This is a genomic window from Nocardiopsis coralli (assembly GCF_014892575.1).
GTDB classification, from domain to species: Bacteria; Actinomycetota; Actinomycetes; order Streptosporangiales; family Streptosporangiaceae; genus Nocardiopsis; species Nocardiopsis coralli.
Genome location: NZ_JADBGI010000012.1, coordinates 88,763 through 106,944 on the forward strand (window position 1 = coordinate 88,763; position 18,182 = coordinate 106,944).

Genomic DNA, 18,182 nt, shown 5'->3' on the forward strand with positions numbered 1-18,182 from the left:
GCTCACCCCAACGCGCGTGCGGCCTTCTTCGGCGAGCGCGCATGCCGACCCATCCCCTGGAACGGGCACCCCGTGCGCTCGTCGGCGATGGTGAAGTCCGCGGCGGTCTCCAACCGCTCCAGTTCGGCCCACGTCACCGGCGTGGCCACCGGAGCGCCGGGCCGGGCCCGCACCGCGTAGGGCGCCACGGCCAACTGCTCCCGTCCGTTGCGCAGGTAGTCCACGAACAGGCGCCCCCGGCGGGCGTCCTTGCGGAACTCGGTGGTCAGGTCGTCCGGCCGGCCCGCCGCGATGCGTTCGGCGATCGCCTTGGCCAGCTCGCGCACCTCCTGGTCCCCCAGCTCCGGCCGCAGCGGCGAGTGAACGTGCAGCCCGCGTGAGCCCGTGGTCATGACGTAGGCGGCCAGCCCCAGGCCCTCCAGCACCTCCCGCGCCTCGTGCGCCGCGGTCCGGCACGCGTCGAAGGCCGCGGCCGGGTCTCCCCCGCCGGGCGGGTCGAGGTCCAGGATCATGCGGTCGGGCCGGCCCAGGTTCGGTTCGCGCGAGAGCCACACGTGCTGGGTGAGGGCGGCCTGGTCTGCGCACCACACGAGTACGGCGGCGTCCTGGCACAGGATCATGCGCCCGCCGCTGGTCGCCACTTGTCCGACCCAATCGGGCGCGTGCGGGTGTTTGACGTAGAACCGTTCGCCGTCGATGCCGTCGGGCAGGCGTTCCAGCGCCACCGGCCGTCCGCGTATCTGCGGCACCATGAGCGGGGCCACGCTGACGAAGTACCGGGCCAGGTCGAGCTTGGTCGCCCCTCCTTCCCCGAACATCGTCTTGTCGGGGCGCTTGACCGGAACCTCGCGCCGCCCCGCCCGCACCTGGACGACGGGGGTCATTCGTCCACCCCGAAGGGCAGGTCACGGGTCGTGTGCTGCACGCTGACCCAGTGGTCGGTGGTGAAGTCCTCGATCGCCCACACCCCGCCGAACCGCCCCACCCCGGAGTCCTTCTCCCCGCCGAAGGCCGTGTTGGGTTCGTCGTTGACGGTGGTGTCGTTGACGTGGGTCATGCCGGCGTGCACGCGCCGGGCGAAGTTCACGCCGCGTTCGACGTCCTCGGTGAACACGGCGCTGGAGAGCCCGTACTCGGTGTCGTTGGCGATGTGCAGCGCCTCTTCCTCGCTCTCGGCACGCACGATCGTCGCGACGGGTCCGAAGACCTCCTCCGCCGCCGTCGCGACGTGGTTGCCGCCCACCAGCACGTGCGGGGGCAGCACACGTCCCGCAGGGCCCGACGGGTCACCCGAGACGAGGAGCTCGGCGCCGTCGCCCACCGCCCGGGTGATGAGGTCGCGCGCGTGCTCCAGCTGGCTGTCGTTGATGATCGGCCCGATCTGGGTGTCGGCCCCCGCGGGGTCGCCGGTGCGCAGGTCCTGGGCGCGTTCGCGGACCCGGTCGACGATCTCATCGTACACCCGCGCCTGCGCCACGATGCGGTTGGTGGACATGCAGATCTGGCCCTGGTGGTAGAAGGAACCGAAGACGGCGGCGTCGGCGGCGCGGTCGAGGTCGGCGTCGTCGAGGATCACCAGGGGCCCGTTCCCGCCCAGTTCCAGGGCGTGGTTCTTCAGCGGCGACTGCGCGGCGATGTGGCTGCCCACGCCGGTCGACCCGGTGAAGGAGATCAGCGAGGGAACACGGCTCGTGACCAGGGCGTCCCCGATGCGGCTTCCCTTGCCGATGACGACGTTGAGCACCCCGGGCGGGAGTCCGGCCTCCTCGTAGATGCGTGCGAGCAGGAGCCCTCCGGTGACCGGGGAGTCCTCGGCCGGTTTGAGCACGACGGCGTTGCCCAGGGCGATGGCGGGCGCGATGGTGCGGTGCGACAGCTGCATCGGGAAGTTCCAGGGGGTGATGGCCCCGACCACACCGACGGGTTCGCGGTAGACGCGGTTCTCCTTGCCGGGGGTGACACCGGGCAGGATCCACCCGGACACACGGGTGGCGTGGTTGATCACCTCGATCATCCCGGCGCGCACGAGCGACCACTCGAACTCGGCGCGCTGACGCACGCCCCCGATCTCGTGCACGAGCCATTCGACGATCTCGCCGCGGCGCCGGTCCATGACCTCGAGGGCGCGCAGGAACAGGGCGGAGCGTTCCACGGCGGGGGTGGCGGCCCACTGCTTCTGCGCGGCGGCCGCGGCCCGGTAGGCGCTCTCGACGTCGTCGGTGTCGGCGAGGCGGATGCGGGTGAGCGGGGTGTCGTCGTAGGGGTTGCGGTCCTGGTACTCGGTGTCGGAGGAGCCGGTCCACTGCCGTCCGCCGATCGACATCGTGTCGAAGCCGCCGTAGGGCTCCGGTGCCTGTGCGTCGCTCATGGTGCCTCCCGGGACGAGGGTCCGTGGGCTCCACCGTGCCCGGGCCCTGCAGCCGAAAAACGATACTCAGCGTCGAATCACCACAAAACAGGCACTTGCTCGACCACCCCGGCCACGCCGGCCACCACGCTCATTCCGGCGGAACCTGGTGAACCCCAGGACCACGACCGCGCCGACCAACAGGTGCTGCAGGCATGAACAGGGACTGGGAATTCCCTGATTCCGCCCCCAAGGAGCGAACCAGATCGTTAGTGTGTTCGACCATGAAGACGGTGGTGCAGGTCAAACTGCTGCCCACGCCTGAACAGGCGAGGGCGCTCGAGGCGACCCTGCACGCCTGCAACCGAGCCGCTAACGAGGCCTCCCGCGTGGTTCAGGCGAGGGGGTTGCAGCACAAGTACGCCTTGCACCACGCGGTCTATCAGCGGATCAAGGCGGAGTTCGGGCTATCAGCCCAGCCGGCGGCGCGAGTCATCGGCAAGGTCGCCGATGCTTACACCACCCGGCAGGCCCACCTGAAAGCAGGAAAGCTAGGCCGTCCTGGTGCGCCCCGGCGCCGACGTATCGAGTCCACCCCGATCGACTTTCGGCCCGATGCAGCCCAACCGTTCGACGATCGGTGCCTCTCCTGGCAGATGGACGCTCGCACTGTCTCCATCTGGACCGTGCAAGGCCGAATGAAGCACCTGGCACTGACCGGTTCACCCGAACAACTCAAGCTCCTGGCCGACCACCGCCAAGGTGAGAGCGACCTGATCCGTCGAAACGGCATGTGGTTCCTCGCAGCCACGTGCGAGGTGCCCGAACAACCTCTGAACACTGTCCCGGACGGCTTCGTGGGAGTGGACCTGGGCATCGTAGAGATCGCCACCACCTCCGACGGAAACCGATACGCCGGTCGCGTCTTGAACCGGTACCGGCGCCGCCAGAATCGCCTCCGGGCCAAGCTGCAGAAGAAGAACAGCAAGAGCGCCAAACGGCTGCTCAAGCGCCGAAGTCGCCGAGAGGCGCGGCGAGCCCGGGACATCAACCACCAGATCTCCAAACGCATCGTCGAGCGTGCCGAACGCACCGACCGCGGGATCGCCCTGGAGGACCTTCGGGGCATCCGCGGACGGGTACGGCTGGCCAGAGCACAACGTTCGACCTTGCATTCCTGGAGCTTCGCCCAGCTGCGGAACTTCATCTCCTACAAAGCACGCAGGTCAGGGGTGCCGGTCCAGATGGTCGATCCGGCATATTCCTCCCAGACCTGCTCGGAGTGCGACCACACATCAAGGCTCAACCGAAGCGGCCGTGGCCGGTTCGTGTGCCGCTCATGTGGTGTGGTCCTGCACGCCGATGTGAATGCTTCCCGCAACCTCGCCCGATCCGGCGAGGTCGCGTGGAACGCGGGGCGCCAATCAGTCGCCTCCGACCCTCTCTGACAGAAAGGTCTGGACGCGGGAGGAGAGACCCACTCACCAAGTGGGCGCCTACCTGCAAGTCCGTGGGGATCTCCCTCCGGGCAACTGATGCAGAACTTGCACCGCGCGATCTCCACGCACGGTGTGGACATCGTCGAGCACGGGGAGCTGTTCGTGCCCGCCGGCCGCGGACGCACGACCTTCCTCGACGCCCGCGACGTGGCGGAGGCGGTGCGGCTGATCCTGGCCGAACCCGACGCGCACGCCGGGCGCACCTACACGCTGACCGGCTCCGAGACGCTGGACATGGACGGGGTCGCGCAGATCGTCTCGGCCGCCCTGGAACGCCCGGTGCGCTACGCCCGGCCCGGAGCGCTCCGGTTCGCGGGCCGCCTGCTGCGCCGCGGGGTCACCTGGGACACCGTGGCGTTCATGGCCGGCGTGTACACGCTCACCCGGTTCGGCCGGAACGACGTCGTCACCACCGATCTGCCGAAGCTCCTCGGGCGGCCTGCCACCCCAATGGCGGACTGGGCCCGCGACCACCGCCGGGTCTTCGACACCCGCGCCTGGACCTGACGCCGCCCGTGCCTAACCTGAGGGGGACCCACACGGGAACGTGCACCGCCCCCACCCCCAGGAAGCCCCTTGCCACCTGACCAGCCCGCCGAGGAACCCGCGGACCACGAAGGTCCCGGTTCCGCCCCCGGACCGGCGTCCGCCCCGGGCTCCGGACCCACGACCGGCTCGGCACCCGCCCCGACGCCCACCGCCTCCCGCGCACGGATCGCAGCCTGGTGGATCCTCCGCATCGCCGCGCCCCTCGGGGTCCTGTGGGTCCTCTGGCGTCTACTCCCGCCGGCCGTCACGATCCCCGCGGCGCTCGTCCTCCTCCTGGCCTCGGCCGCCCTCCTCGCCCCCGGCGACCTGCCGAAACGACCCGTGGCAGCACCTGGAGCGCTCGTCGTGGCCTGGGACCTCGTCCTGCTCGCCACCGTCACGGCCCTGTGGGCCGTCCAGGCCCATCCCCACGGCCTCGCCCTCACCGCGGTCGTGCCGGTCCTGCTCGGCCTGGGCGTGCGCCTGCGCACCTGGTCGGCGCTCACAGCGCCACCGGCCCACCCCCTGGAACCCCGCGTCCCCCCAGCCGCCGGCGTCCTCGCCCTCGCCGCCGTGCTCGCCCTCGCACTCCTCAGTCCCCTGTACCGCGACGGGCCCGCACACGCCCTGGAGTGCTCAGGGCTGGCCTCCGCGCCCGGGGGCGGCCAGGTCTGGGACGACGCCGAGGTCCTGGAGGGCGCGCCACCGCCGGACCACCCCGCGCTCGGCGAAGCGCTCTGGCGTTCCGACCGGCAGGAGACCCTCACCGGCGGCCACGGCGGCACCGTCACCATGATCCGGTCCTCGTCCGACGAGGAGGGGCTCGCCGTCCGCGCCGCCGACGACGGCCGGGTCCTGTGGCACGTCGACGCCGACCGGATCGCCTCCGACACGTCCCGGGCCCAGGTCCGCACCGACCGGGTCCACCAGGTCGGCGGCACCGTGGTCGCCGGCTTCCATGGGATCGGGGAGACGGCGATGGGCGAGCCGGAGACCCGCACCGTCGGCTACGACGCCGCGACCGGCCGGATGCAATGGTGCGCGTCCGGCCTGTGGGAGCTCACCACCGACGTCGAGGAGACCGAGCGCTTCGCCGCACGCAGGGACGGTCCGCACTCCTCCTGGTCCCTGTACGAGGCCGCCGACGGCTCCGAGGTCGCCCGCATCTCCGCCGACGGCGACACCGACCAGCCCGACCACGACAACCTGGGGAGCCGCGCGCACATGTCCGGCGGCCGGGTCACGGTCCACACGGTGCAGGGGTTCACCACCTACGACCTCGCCACCGCCGAACCCGTCACCGCCGCGGTCAACCTCACGGACCGCTTCGACCTCCGTCCGGTCCAGGACGTCACCCACGTCGACGACGTCACCGTGGCCTCGTTCGCGGAGTCCGACGACCACGACGGCCCCGAACGCGGCCACGAACGCCATGGCGTCGCCGCCTACGGCCCCGGCGGCGAGTACCTGTGGGACAGCTTCGGCACCGGCCCCTTGGAGGAGGGCGAACCCCTGGTCGGCAGCGGGTTCGGGGCGTGCGACGAGCCGGAAGGGGAGCCGCGCCACCTCGGTTTCGACGGGCACTTCCTCGCCCTGGACGCCCCGGACAACGACCGGAGGGTCGCCGGGGTCCGCGCCACCGACGGCACCGTCACGTGGTTGAGCGGGGACCAGCACGCGTTCGCCCACTGCTCCTGGGAGCAGCGCGTGATCGACGGGAACCTGGTCACCGACACCGGGGACACCGTCGGCGCCGACGGGCCGGTCACCGGTCCCCTGGGCCACCCGGACTCCGCCCAGGACCACATCACGGTGCTCATGTTCGCCGGGAACGGCACCGCCACCGGCCACCCGCCCACCTCGCCCGTGGTCTTCCACGCGCTCCCCTGACACCGCACACACGACGGCGCCCGGCCGAACGTGTCGACCGGGCGCCGTCGCAGGGATCGGGCCATGCGCATCACTTGCGCTTGTTGATCTCCTCGGTGAGCTGCGGGGCGACCGTGTGCAGGTCACCCACGACGCCGAAGTCGGCGAGCTCGAAGATCGGGGCCTCGGGGTCCTTGTTGACCGCGATGATGTTCTTCGCCGTCTGCATGCCCGCGCGGTGCTGGATCGCACCGGAGATGCCCAGGGCGATGTACAGGTTCGGGCTGACCGTCTTACCGGTCTGGCCGACCTGGAACTGGTTCGGGTACCAGCCCGAGTCGACGACGGCGCGGGAGGCACCGACGGCGGCACCGAGGGTGTCGGCCAGCTCCTCCACGACGCCGAACTTGCCCTCGCCGACACCGCGGCCACCGGAGACGACGACCGCGGCCTCGGTGAGCTCGGGGCGCTCGCCCTGCTCCTCGACGACGCGCTCGACGACCTTGGCGCCCTTGGCGGCGTCGGACAGGTCGACCGAGACGGCCTCCTCGGCGGCGGCGCCGGAGGCGGCCTCCGGGACGACCGAGTTCGGGCGGACCGCGACGACCGGGACACCGGCCTTGACGCGGCCGTGCGTGACGGTGGCGCCACCGAAGATGCTGTGCTCGGTGACGACCTCGGCGGTGACGTCGACGACGTCGGTCAGCACACCGGAGCCGAGCTTCACGGCGGTGCGGCCGGCGATCTCCTTGTTCGCGGCGGTCGCCGAGACGAGGACCGCGGCAGCACCCTTGTCCTGCGCGAGCTTGGCGAGCAGCTCGGCGGTCGGGGCGACGACGTAGTCGTTCAGCTCGGCCGGGGCCGTGTAGACCTTCTCGGCACCGAACTCGGCCAGCGCGGCCTTGCCGTTCTCTGCACCGTCGCCGACCCAGACCGCGGAGGGCTCGCCGATGCGGCGGGCCGCGGTGAGCAGCTCCGTGGTGACCTTCTTGACCTCTCCGTCGACGTGGTCGACGAGGACGAGGACCTCAGCCATAATCCTTGAACCCTTACCTTTCGTCTCTCGCCTGACCTACACGAACTTCTTCTCGGCGAGGAAGTCGGCGGCCTTGGTGCCGCCGTCGCCCTCGTCCTTGACGATCGTGCCCGCGGCGCGCGGCGGCGCGGCGGCGAAGTCCACGGTCTCGGTGGTGGCGTTGGCCAGCCCGATCTTGTCGGCCTCGATACCGACGTCCGCGGCGCTCTTCTCGTCCACAGGCTTCTTCTTGGCCTGCATGATGAGCTTGAAGGAGGGGTAGCGCGGCTCGTTGATCTTCTCCACGACGGAGACGACGGCCGGCAGCTGCGCCTCGACGACGTCGTGGCCGTAGTCGGTCTGACGCTGCACCTTGATGGCGCTGCCGTCGATGTCGACCTTGCCCGCGAGCGTGAGCTGGGGGACGCCGAGGTACTCGGAGAGCGCGGCACCGACGACGCCGGTGCGGGCGTCGGTGGACTCGGAGCCGAGGACGACGACGTCGTACTCGATGCTGCCCAGGGCCTTGGAGATGGCGTAGGCGGTCTGCAGGGCGTCGGAGCCGTGCAGCGCGTCGTCCTTGAGCCAGACGGCCTTGTCCGCGCCCATGGAGAGGGCCTTGCGGATGGACTCCTTGGCCTTGTCCGGGCCCATCGTCAGCACGGTGACCTCGCCGCCGTGCTTCTCCTTGAGCAGGAGCGCCTCTTCGACGGCGTACTCGTCCAGCTCGTTGATGACACCGTCGGACGCTGCGCGGTCGAGCGTGTTGTCCTCGGCGTTCAGCTTCCGCTCGGTCGCCGTGTCCGGGACCTGCTTGACCAATACGACAATATTCATGGCCGGTGGCCGACCTCCCTGCACTCCCATGATCCGCCGTCCGGCGGACGGGCGCTGGCGCGCCCCGTATGCCAACAATGCCGAATGCCGTTCGGCCATCCGACGGCGGGTCCGGTATTCACGTCAATGCCGGTCCCGCGGTGTGCTCTACCCAGATGTTACTGGCTAGTAGCCAGGAGGCCAAGCCATGGCCCCCGCTCGTACTTAGGAAACCCTAACCAGGGTGGCTCCACAGGATGCCAGAGTGCCGGCGCCGCCCGGACGTCCAGCCCCCTGGAACCGGGATCCACCCGGCCCCGCTGCGTCCACACTAGGGGCTCTCGTTCCGGCCGCATCGGTGCATCGACCTGCCGCGATCCCGCCGATCGCCCCCGTGCACGACGAAGGCCCGGCCGGACACGTGGTCCGACCGGGCCGCACACCCTCGTCCGGGTCAGGAGAACCAGTCGGACGGGCCGCCGAAGGGCACCCAGTCGGGCGCCGAACCCAGGCCCATCGACAGGATCAGCATCGTGAGCAGGCAGATGCCCACGACCACCCCGATGTACAGGTAGATGCTGTGGAACCGCACCCGCTCCACCAGCCACACGGCCTGGTGCCGGGCCTCGCGGCCGCTCGGCATGATGTAACCGAGCAGCACCATGACGAAGATCGCGAAACCGCCGGTGTAGTTCGCGCCCTCACCGCCGGTGTCGACGAAGACCGAGTAGACCATGCCGACGAGGATCCCGCCGATCAGGTAGACCGCGCCGAACCCGATCGTGCGCACCAGCATCCGGCCGAGCGCCCACGGGAAGCTCAGCACCACCATCATCGTGTCGGAGTTGCTCGGCCCCCGCCGCTGCAGGCGCCGCGCGTGCTCGGCCTTGACCGTGTCCAGCGCGGACAGGCCGGCGATGACCAGCACACCCAGCAGCAGACCGAACCACGGGAACCACAGGGCCACACCCGCGAGCATGAACATGACCGGCACGAGCACCAGCGGGTGCATCCGCCAGGCCTCGTACTCGTCGTCGTCCTCGTCGTCGTAGTACTCGTCGTACTCGTCGGCCTCGGTGCCATCACCGCGGAAGTAGTCGCCGAACCGGTCGTTGCTGCCCTTGCGGAAGCGCCCCAGCAGTCCGCTGTTGCCCTCCTGGAAGTCCTCCTCGTCGAACTCCTGCGTCTGGTGCGGGCGCTCCTGCCCCACCGGGGTGAGGATGTCGCGGAACTCCTCCGGGCGCAGCGTCGAGTTGAAGAACTGCGTCTGGGGGACGTCGTTGCCCGGCGCCTGCGGCGGTGCCTGGGGCTGCCCCTGCTGCGGGTCGACCATCGTGCCCTGCGGGTCGCCGCCCGTGTCCGGGATCTGGCCCGGGTCCACGCGCATGGTGCCCTGCGGGCCGCTCTCCTGCGGGGCCTGCGACGGGTCGATGCGCATCGTGCCCTGCGGGTCCTCCTGCTGGGCGCCCTGCGGCGAGATGCGCTCGGTGCCCTGGCCGCCGCGCAGGTCGTCGGTGGACTCCGGGTCGGAACCCCATCCGCCCGAGGCGGCCTCGTGCAGGTCGTCCGTGGATTCCGGGTCCGAGCCCCAGCCCCCGGCGTTCCACCCGCCCTGAGCGGCCTTGTTGAGGTCGTCGGTGGACTCGTCGTCGCCGTTCAGCCCGCCCGAGGCGGTCTGGTGCGCCTCGCCCGGGGGCTCCTGGGGCACACCCCAACCGCCCGTGGCGGGCCGATGCGACTGCTGCGCGCCGCTGCCCCATCCGGCGGAGGCGGCGTGCGAGGACTGCGGGGCGGACGGCGACGCCCAGGCGCTGTGGGTCGGGTTGGCGCCGCTGCTGGTGTGCGGCGGGCCCCAGCCCTGGCTCCCGCCGAGCTGGTTGGCCAGGTAGGCCCCGGCCGCGCCCCCGGCGACCGCACCGCCCGCGGCTGCCGCGGCAGCACCGCCACCACCGCCACCGGAGGCCGGCGGTTCCTGCTGCTGTCCCTGCACCGTGTGGTTTCCGGTCACGCCGGTGGGGCGGCCCGGGTCCTCGGTCCAGGGCAGGTCGAGGTTGAGCCGGCTCGTCTCCTCGACCAGCTGGGCCGCGGTCGGCCGGTTGCGCATCTCCCGGGACACGGCACGGGTCACGATCGGACGCAGCGCCTCGTGCATGCCGTCCATATCGATCTCGCCGTTGAGGATGCGGAAGAAGATGACCTCGAACGAACCCGCGCCGTAGGGCGGGCGCCCGGTCGAGGCGAAGGCCACGGTGCCGCCCCAGGCGTGAACGTCGGTGGCCGAGCCCAGGTCGGTGCCCTCGATGACCTCCGGCGACAGGTAACTGGGCGTGCCCACGAACGTCCCGGTCTGCGTCAGCTTGGCGCCGTCGACCGCGTGGGCGATACCGAAGTCGATGACGATCGGCTCGCCGTTGGAGATGATGACGTTGCCCGGCTTGAGGTCGCGGTGGATCACGTCGACGGCGTGGATGTCCTTGATCGCCCGGGCCATGCCGGTCACGAAGCGGGTCAGCGCACGTCCGCGCAGCGGACCGTGGTCCGTCACCGTCGAGTCCAGGGTCGGACCGGGGATGTACTCGGTGACCACCCAGGGGAGCTCGGCCTGGGTGTCCGCGTCGATCACCTCGGCCACGTTCGGGCTGTGCACGCGGCGCATCGTCTCGACCTCGCGCGCGAGTCTGGCGCGCGCGATCTGGTCGCCGGCCACCTCGGGCTTGAGGACCTTCACGGCCACGAACTGGTTGGTCCGGGGATCCTCGGCCTGGTACACCACACCCATACCGCCCGCCCCGATGCGGCGGCGGATGGTGTAGTGGCCGATGCGCTCCGGCAGCTCCTCGCCCGTGGGGAAACCTGCCGACATTGACATCGAGAACTCATCCCCTCAAAAGACCGCATACCACCACGTCCAGCTTATCGGCCGGGGGATGGGTCCAACATTGGCTTCGTGTGGCCCGTCTTGTGCCCGCATGACTCGTTGTGTGCGCCGCCGGGGGTTCGGGGGTCCGGGCGGCCCGTCCGCGTGGGCTGACCACCACGAGTATGACGGAAAAAACGGCGTGGCGGTTCCCCCCGACGGTACCGCGCGGGCGGCCCCGCGAAGAGACCGGAGGCGGAGGAGGGGGTGCCGTTGTCCGCTTGCGGCCAACGGCACCCCCTCTTACGTGCACCTTCGGGTCAGCGGCCCTCGAACTGCGCCTTTCCGGGGCCCTGTTCGACAAAACTGCGCATCCCGGTCTTCTGGTCCTCGGTGGCGAAGAGAGAGGCGAACTGCACCCTCTCGACCTCGAGCCCCGTGGCCAGGTCGGTCTCCAGTCCCCGGTCGACGGACTCCTTCGCGGCGGCCAGGGCCACGGCCGGCCCCTGCGCGAGCGGGGCGACCTTGGCGACGGCGGCGGCGTAGACCTCCTCGTCGGCCACGACCTCGTCGACCAGCCCGATCTCGCGGGCCTCGTCGGCGCGCACGTGGCGTCCGGTGAAGATCAGGTCCTTGGCGCGGGCCGGGCCGATGAGGCGCGGCAGGCGCTGGGTGCCGCCGGCGCCGGGGATGACTCCGAGCTGGATCTCGGGCACACCCAGCTTGGCCTTGGTCCCCACGACCCGGAAGTCGGCGGCCAGCGCCAGCTCCAGGCCGCCGCCGAGCGCGAAGCCGGTCACCGCGGCCACGACGGGCTTGGGGATGCGCTCCACGGCGTTGAGGGCCTCCTGCAGGTCGCGGGAGTACTCGCGCATCTGCACAGCGCTGTTGTCGACCATCTCCTTGATGTCGGCGCCCGCGACGAAGACGCGCTCGCCCCCGTACACGACCACGGCCCGCACCGCGTCGTCGGCCGCCACCCGGCGGGCCGCCTCGGCGATCTCCGCGGTCAGCACGGCGTTGAGCGCGTTGACCTTGGGGCGGTCCAGCCGGATCACGGCCACACCGGTGTGATCGGGGTCGGTCTCCACACGCACGAACTCGGCCACTGGTCCTCCACCTGCTTCACTCGATCGTTTCGTTTCCCGGTCTACCTATCACCCGGGTCAGGTCCAGAGCAGGACCAGGGTGCCCGCGCTGTGGGAGATGGCGTAGGCCGCGGCGAGCAGGGCGGGGGCGGCGGCCACGAGCAGGGTGTCCCCGCGACCCCACCGGCTGACGCGGGCGCGGGTGCGCGGGCCGGTGCCGAAGGCGCGCGCGTCCATGGCGGTGGCCAGCAGCGTTCCGGTACGGATGGAGCGCACGAGCAGCGAGAACAGGCGGCCGAAGAACAGCGCCACGGCCCGGATCGGGTTGCCCCCGGCGGAGATGCCGCGGGCCCGGCGGGCGAGGGTGATGGTCCGCCACTGGTCGGCCAGCAGCGGCACCAGGCGCAGGGCCGCGAGGATCCCCATGGCGGGGCGTTCGGGCATCCTGAGGCGCTGCACGAGCCCGTCGGCCAGGTCGGTGGGGTCGCTGCTCACGGCGGCGAGCAGCCCGGGCAGGGCGATGGCGAGCACACGTACCGCCGCGCCGAGGGCGCCGTCGGCCCCCTGGTCGCCGTAGAGGAGGTTGACCACCAGGGTCGATCCGCCCATGAGCAGGAACGGCACCCCGAGCACGAGCAGGGTGTGCCGGTCCACGCCGCTGACCGGGACCACGGCCAGCACCACGGCGAGCACGACCGCGCCGGTGACGGGGTCGGCGGCCGGGACCAGCCCGAGGGCGAGCACCAGTGCGGCCAGGAGCTTGGCGGCGGGGTTGAAGCGTGTCAGCAGGTGGCGGGCCCCGGCGTCCTCGGGCACGTCCAGGGTGAGGGTGTCGCCGCGGTGGGCGTTCACGCGGTCCTCCCCTCGTCCACGCGCACGCCGCCCCCGCCGACCCGGATCCGGGTGTCGGTGAGGTGGCGTTGCAGGAGCAGGTCGTGGGTGGCCATGACCACCGCGCTGCCTCCGGAGCGCAGGGCGGCGAGCAGGTCGACCAGTTCGCTCCAGGTGCGGGTGTCCTGGCCGAAGGTGGGTTCGTCCAGGGCCAGCACGGCGGGGGCACGGGACGGCCCGGAACCCAGCGCGGTGGCGACCGACAGCCGCCGCTTCTCCCCTCCGGAGAGGGTGTAGGGGTGCACGTCGGCGAGGGTGTCCAGGCGCAGGCGTTGCAGGAGCTCGTCGACCCGGGCCTCCGCCTCGGCGGCGGGCAGGCCTGCGCGCAGCGGTCCGAACCGGAGTTCCTCACGCACACTGGCGGTGACGAACTGGTCCTCGGCGTGCTGGAACACGGTGCCCACGTGGCGGGCCAGACGCTGTGCGGGCCACCGGGCCAGGGGACGGCGGTCCGCCTCGGCCAGGGCCCCGCGCGGGACGACGGCGCCGCGGTGGGGGCGGTCGAGCCCGGCGAGCAGGGTCAGCAGGGTGGACTTGCCCGACCCGTTGGCGCCGACCAGGGCGGTGGCGGTGCCCGCGCGGACCTCGGCGTGCACACCCTCGAGCACGGTCCTGCGCCGGCCGCCGCGGGCGCCGAGCTGCACGGGCGTGCGCGCGCTCAGGCCCTCCGCCGCCAGGACCGGGGCGCCGCCCGGTGCCGGGTCGACGTGCGGCGCGGGTTCGTGCCCGGGCACCCAGACCCCGCGTTCGGCCAGTTCGGAGCCGTGCCGGGCGAAGACCTCACCGGGCGGTCCGTCGGCGGTGACCCCTCCCCCGGGTTCGAGCACGACCACCCGGTCGACCAGGTCGACGACCTCGGCGACACGGTGCTCGACCAGGACCAGGGTCGCCTCGGTCTCGGCGAGCAGGTTCCGCAGGACCCCGCGCACGAGGGCGGCGCCGTCCGGGTCGAGGTTGGCCGTCGGTTCGTCCAGGAGCAGGAGCCGGGGCCGCATCGCCAGCGCCCCGGCCACGACGAGGCGCTGTTTCTCCCCGCCGGAGAGCGCACCGGTGGAGTGCCGGGGGCCGTAGGGGAACCCGACCGCGTCGAGGGCGTGGGCCACGCGCGGCCAGATGCGGGCGGGCTCGACGCCGAGGTTCTCCAGCCCGAAGGCCACGTCGTCGCCTGCGCGCGCCATGACCAGCTGGGACTCGGGGTCCTGGCTGACCAGCCCCACGAGCCCGCGGCCGCGGTCGGCGGGACGGCCGTCGACGAGCAGGGTGCCCTCCTGTTCCCCGCTGATGGCCCCGTCCGGTCCGGTGAGCCCGGCCAGGGAGTGCAGCAGGGTGGACTTGCCCGCGCCGGACGCCCCGAGCAGCAGGACCCGCTCCCCCGAACGGATGTCCAGGTCCAGACCGCGCAGGGCGTGCGCGCTGCGCCCTGCGTGGCGCCATCCCCAGCCGGACAGGCGCACGTCGGCCACGGTCAGTCCCTCGCCGACGCGAAGGGGGTGAGCGCGCCGGAACGGGCCAGCGCTGTGGTCAGCACGCGCGCGCCCACGCCGGCCAGGACCGCTGAGCTGAGCACCACGAGCCCCCCGTAGACCAGGTGGTGGCTCATCGGCCAGGCCACGTGGTACATCACCGCGTCCTGCACCGCGGGGGACAGACCGGCCGCGGCGCCGGCGAGCACGGCGATGCCCATCGTCCAGCGGCGGTACCGGGTCGCCAGGAAGACCAGCTCGGGCAGCAGGCCCTGCACCAGGCCCTGGACCAGCACCATGACGCCCCACTGGGTGCCGAGCACCATGGAGACGGCGGCGGCCGCGAGGGAGGTCAGGACCGCGGCGCCGGGTTTGCGGATGATCAGGCCGCCCAGCACGCCCGCGAGCAGCCAGACGCCGTAGACCACGGCCTGGGCCGGCGGGAAGACGGCGAAGAGCGGTGCGGTGGCCGACCAGACCAGGCCCCAGAGCCAGAAGACCACGCCCATGGCGACGCCGATGACGGCGGCCACGACGATGTCGACGGTGCGCCAGGACCGGGCCAGGGCGAGGAGGCCGGGGCGCTGCCCGGTACGGCTGTCGGTGTCCATGCGGTTCCTCTCGTCGGTGTCGACGAGGGGCGGCCGTGAAACCACGGCCGAGAGCGTTCCCGGAACGTGCGGGAACGGGTCCCACGACTTCCTTCGCCGGCATGACCCGGATCAGGTGTGTAAGGGTCTGCGGCCGCTCGGCCGCACTCTCAGCGCTCGCGCGCTCCCCTGTCGGTTCCTCCCATTATGCGCCACTCCCCGCGCCCCGGCGAGCCCTCACCCCACGGTGTCCACTCGGGCTCCGCCCTCGCACCGCGAGGCGGTGCGCCCGGCCGGGAGGGGTCCCCTCGCCGCACACGACATCACGCGCCCGGCGACCGAGCCGCCGGGCATGGTCCGGCAGACCGAAGGCCACGCGCCGGCAGCGTGCCGGACACGGACCCGCGGAGCGGGTCCCGGTACGGCGAATCGGACACCCCGACCAACGCGTGTGCCGGGCGCACACGGCGGAAGGGGCGCCCCTGCTCCGGGGCGCCCCTTCCGTCACGGGTCGGGTCAGTCGTCGTCGCCGTCGTCGCTGTCGTCGGAGGAGTTCGACGGCTCCGAGGTCGGGTTGCCGAACTTGCTCGGCGGACCGGGGAACCCGTCGTCGGGGGTCACCTCCGACGCCTCGCGCATGGTCTCCTGCCAGATCGGCCCCGGGATGTCACCGCCGTAGACCACCCCGAAGGTGCGGCCCCCGATGTTCACGCCCTGCAGCGGGTACTGCTCGCCGCCGCGCACGTCGCCCACGACCACCGCCGACGACATGTGCCGCGTGTACCCGGCAAACCAGGCGTAGGCGGCGTTGTCGGTCGTCCCGGTCTTGCCGGCCGCGTTGGCCCCGATGTCCAGACCGTTGGCGGTCCCGCCGTTGAAGGTCTGCTGCAGCAGGTGGTTGACCCCGTCGGCGACGTCGCTGCTGATCGCGTTCTGCTCGCACTGGCTGTCGACCTCGATGCGCTCACCCCCGTTGTCGGGGTCGCCCACGGTGATCTCGCGGACCGGGGTGGGCTCGCACAGGGTCCCGCGGGAGGCGAAGACGGCGTAGGAGTTGGCCACGGTCATCGGGGACACCTCCTGGTCGCCGAGCGTGAAGGAGCTCCACACCCCCATGTCCTGGCCGTCGGCGCGGTGCACCCCGAGCTTCTCGGCCATCTCGGAGGTCTCACAGAGCCCGACCCGGCGCTGCAGCTGCGCGAAGTAGGTGTTCACCGAACCCTTGGTCGCGCTGATCATGTTGTGGTCGCCCTCGTCGCTCTCCCCGGCGTTGCTCACGCTCCAGGACGACATCCGGCCCCCTTCGCAGTTGGACAGGCCGCCCACCGAGACGCTCTTGGGCGAGTCGAAGCTGGTGCCGAACCCGAGGCCGTCCTCCAGCGCCGCGGCGAGTGTGTAGGACTTGAACGTCGACCCGGCCTGGAACCCGCCGGATCCGCCCTGGTCCTGGTCGACGGCGAGGTTGATCGAGGTCGTCCCTGCCTCCTCGTCGTCGAACCCGTACCGCAGGTTCTGAGCCAGGGCCCGGATCTGTCCGGTCCCGGGGTGCACGACGGCCTGCGCGGCGAACTTCGTGGAGTCGTCGGGCGGGACGTGGCGGTCGACGGCCTGCTGCGCGGCGTCCTGGGTGCGGCGGCTCATCCCCGTCTCCACGACGAGGCCGCCCTGCCCGATGAGTTCGCTGCGTTCCTGGCTGGTGCTGCCGAGCACGTCGGTGGTGGCCAGCCAGTCCATGACGTACTGGCAGTAGTGCGGGTGATCGCTCTCGGCGCAGCTGCCCGCACGCGGGGTGTGGTCGATGCCGAGGTCGCCGCCGCGGTACTCCTCGGCTTCCTCGGCGTCGAGGTGCCCGGTCTCGACCATGCGGTCCAGGACGACGTCGCGCCGGTCCTCTGCGGCCTCGGGGTTCTCCAGAGGGTCGTAGTAGGTGGGGCTGCGCACGATCCCCACGATGGTGGCGGCCTGCCCGGGGTCGAGCTCCTCCGCGGTGGTGGAGAAGTAGCGCTTGGCGGCGACCTCGATGCCGTGGGCACCCGCGCCGAAGTAGGCGAGGTTGAGGTATCCCTGCAGGATCTCGTCCTTGCTCAGGCGGTCCTCGAGCTCGACGGCCTGGCGCAGCTCCACGATCTTGCGGGTGATGTTGCGGGCGCTGGCGCGTTCCAGCTCCTCCTCGGTTTCGGCCTGTTCCATCAGCAGGTTCTTGACGTACTGCTGCGTGATGGTCGAGCCGCCCTGGGTGTCACCCTGCGCGGTGCGGACCGCTGCACGGAGCAGGCCGCGCAGGTCCAGACCGCTGTGTTCGTAGAAGCGGTCGTCCTCGATCGCCATGAGCGCGGCCGGCACGTACGGGCTGATCTCGTCGAGCGGGACGTTCTCGCGCTCGCGTTCGGCGACCTCGCCGAAGGGCTCGCCGTTGGTGTCGGTGAGCACGATGCGCTCGGAGAGGCGGGGGACCTCGAGGTCGTGCGGCATGTCCATGAAGGTGGCCGCGGCATCGCGTCCGACCAACCCGAGACCGCCCACCCACGGCATGAGCAGTGCGGCGCTCAGGATCCCTGCCAGGGCTCCGAGCCCCGCCAGCCGCAGGGTCTTCCTGCCCGTCTCGGTGTCGACTCTCTCGCGCAGCGTGCGCTGGTCGTCCGACTCCTTCACGTCGCCCCCTACGAGGTGTGCGACCCGCCCCGTGTGTTCGACAGGGCAGGCACTGCCGTACACCAGAGTTCCAGGAGCAACGCGAGAACAGAACGGTCATTTCGGGCGCGTCAGTGAAAATCTTTCCCAACCCGCAGCAAAGGCCACGGGCACATCATCAGGAACTCGGACATTGATTCCAGGTGAAACAACTGCGACACCGAGGGATGTCCGGAATTCGGGGCGACAACACAAGGCAGCATTCGGTCAGCCCTACCCATCAGGACGCGACCGCCAACACGAACACGGAGCTTTCCGACTTTCCTCCACAGGCAACCAGAAAACCACCGGGGAGACACCTGGATCTGCTGCACACTTATGCCCGGTTTGCGAGGTTTACCCAGGTGAAACCGTGCAAATACCAGGTTCACAGGCGACCTCCCAGTGTGATGAAGATCACAGAAATTATCCGGCCCCGATGCTCCGCCAAAGGGCGCGGGAGGGCCGACGATAGACAGCGGCGGGCACCGAAGTCGCAATCCGGACAGCCCCAGATGCGCCCCGTCAGCCACCCCGCTCCGCTTTCGC

The 18,182-nt window shown here is 71.3% G+C and carries 13 protein-coding genes and 1 riboswitch; of the genes, 3 read left to right on the top strand and 10 right to left on the bottom strand.

Going from position 1 to position 18,182, the window contains the following annotated elements; genetic code table 11:
* Window positions 1-2: 2 nt before the first annotated feature.
* Together ligD and IDM40_RS15090 are read right to left on the bottom strand one after the other, a co-directional pair.
* Window positions 3-884: a non-homologous end-joining DNA ligase gene (gene ligD, locus IDM40_RS15085; protein ID WP_193122642.1), complete on the bottom strand. Its 882-nt coding sequence runs from the start codon at window positions 882-884 to the stop codon at window positions 3-5.
* Window positions 881-2,368: an aldehyde dehydrogenase family protein gene (locus IDM40_RS15090; RefSeq protein ID WP_193122643.1), complete on the bottom strand. Its 1,488-nt coding sequence runs from the start codon at window positions 2,366-2,368 to the stop codon at window positions 881-883. The genes ligD and IDM40_RS15090 overlap by 4 nt, the downstream gene beginning before the upstream one ends.
* A gap of 263 nt (window positions 2,369-2,631) precedes the next feature.
* Between IDM40_RS15090 and IDM40_RS15095 the strand changes: the two genes are divergently transcribed.
* The 3 genes from IDM40_RS15095 to IDM40_RS15105 all read left to right on the top strand — a co-directional run bounded on the left by IDM40_RS15095 (window position 2,632) and on the right by IDM40_RS15105 (window position 6,264).
* On the top strand, window positions 2,632-3,795 hold the full coding sequence (locus IDM40_RS15095) for an RNA-guided endonuclease InsQ/TnpB family protein (protein ID WP_193122644.1): 1,164 nt from the start codon (window positions 2,632-2,634) through the stop codon (window positions 3,793-3,795).
* 87 nt (window positions 3,796-3,882) lie between these two features.
* Window positions 3,883-4,353 carry a Rossmann-fold NAD(P)-binding domain-containing protein gene (locus IDM40_RS15100; protein ID WP_193122645.1) on the top strand — a complete coding sequence of 157 codons (471 nt, stop codon included), beginning with the start codon at window positions 3,883-3,885 and terminating at the stop codon, window positions 4,351-4,353.
* Between the two features lie 69 nt (window positions 4,354-4,422).
* Complete coding sequence (locus IDM40_RS15105) at window positions 4,423-6,264, top strand: hypothetical protein (RefSeq protein ID WP_193122646.1); 1,842 nt, start codon at window positions 4,423-4,425, stop codon at window positions 6,262-6,264.
* 70 nt (window positions 6,265-6,334) lie between these two features.
* On the opposite strand, the gene IDM40_RS15110 is transcribed toward IDM40_RS15105, so the two are convergent.
* The 8 genes from IDM40_RS15110 to IDM40_RS15145 form a co-directional block, all read right to left on the bottom strand.
* Window positions 6,335-7,279 (bottom strand): electron transfer flavoprotein subunit alpha/FixB family protein, encoded by a 945-nt coding sequence (locus IDM40_RS15110; protein WP_193122647.1) that lies wholly within the window; start codon window positions 7,277-7,279, stop codon window positions 6,335-6,337.
* A 36-nt stretch (window positions 7,280-7,315) separates the two neighbouring features.
* Window positions 7,316-8,095: an electron transfer flavoprotein subunit beta/FixA family protein gene (locus tag IDM40_RS15115; RefSeq protein ID WP_193122648.1), complete on the bottom strand. Its 780-nt coding sequence runs from the start codon at window positions 8,093-8,095 to the stop codon at window positions 7,316-7,318.
* A gap of 433 nt (window positions 8,096-8,528) precedes the next feature.
* Window positions 8,529-10,943 carry a protein kinase domain-containing protein gene (locus IDM40_RS15120; RefSeq protein ID WP_235997610.1) on the bottom strand — a complete coding sequence of 805 codons (2,415 nt, stop codon included), beginning with the start codon at window positions 10,941-10,943 and terminating at the stop codon, window positions 8,529-8,531.
* A gap of 308 nt (window positions 10,944-11,251) precedes the next feature.
* Window positions 11,252-12,040 carry an enoyl-CoA hydratase/isomerase family protein gene (locus IDM40_RS15125; RefSeq protein WP_193122649.1) on the bottom strand — a complete coding sequence of 263 codons (789 nt, stop codon included), beginning with the start codon at window positions 12,038-12,040 and terminating at the stop codon, window positions 11,252-11,254.
* Window positions 12,041-12,097: 57 nt separating this feature from the next.
* Window positions 12,098-12,871, bottom strand: a complete 774-nt coding sequence (locus tag IDM40_RS15130) for an energy-coupling factor transporter transmembrane component T (RefSeq protein WP_193122650.1) — start codon at window positions 12,869-12,871, stop codon at window positions 12,098-12,100.
* Window positions 12,868-14,373: an ABC transporter ATP-binding protein gene (locus tag IDM40_RS15135; RefSeq protein WP_193122651.1), complete on the bottom strand. Its 1,506-nt coding sequence runs from the start codon at window positions 14,371-14,373 to the stop codon at window positions 12,868-12,870. Before IDM40_RS15135 ends, IDM40_RS15130 begins: the two co-directional genes overlap by 4 nt.
* A 2-nt stretch (window positions 14,374-14,375) precedes the next feature.
* Complete coding sequence (locus tag IDM40_RS15140; protein WP_193122652.1) at window positions 14,376-14,984, bottom strand: ECF transporter S component; 609 nt, start codon at window positions 14,982-14,984, stop codon at window positions 14,376-14,378.
* 71 nt (window positions 14,985-15,055) lie between these two features.
* Window positions 15,056-15,164, bottom strand: a riboswitch (TPP riboswitch).
* A gap of 315 nt (window positions 15,165-15,479) precedes the next feature.
* A complete protein-coding gene (locus IDM40_RS15145; RefSeq protein ID WP_193122653.1) occupies window positions 15,480-17,615 on the bottom strand; it encodes a transglycosylase domain-containing protein in 2,136 nt (711 codons plus the stop codon).
* Between the last annotated feature and the right edge of the window lie 567 nt (window positions 17,616-18,182).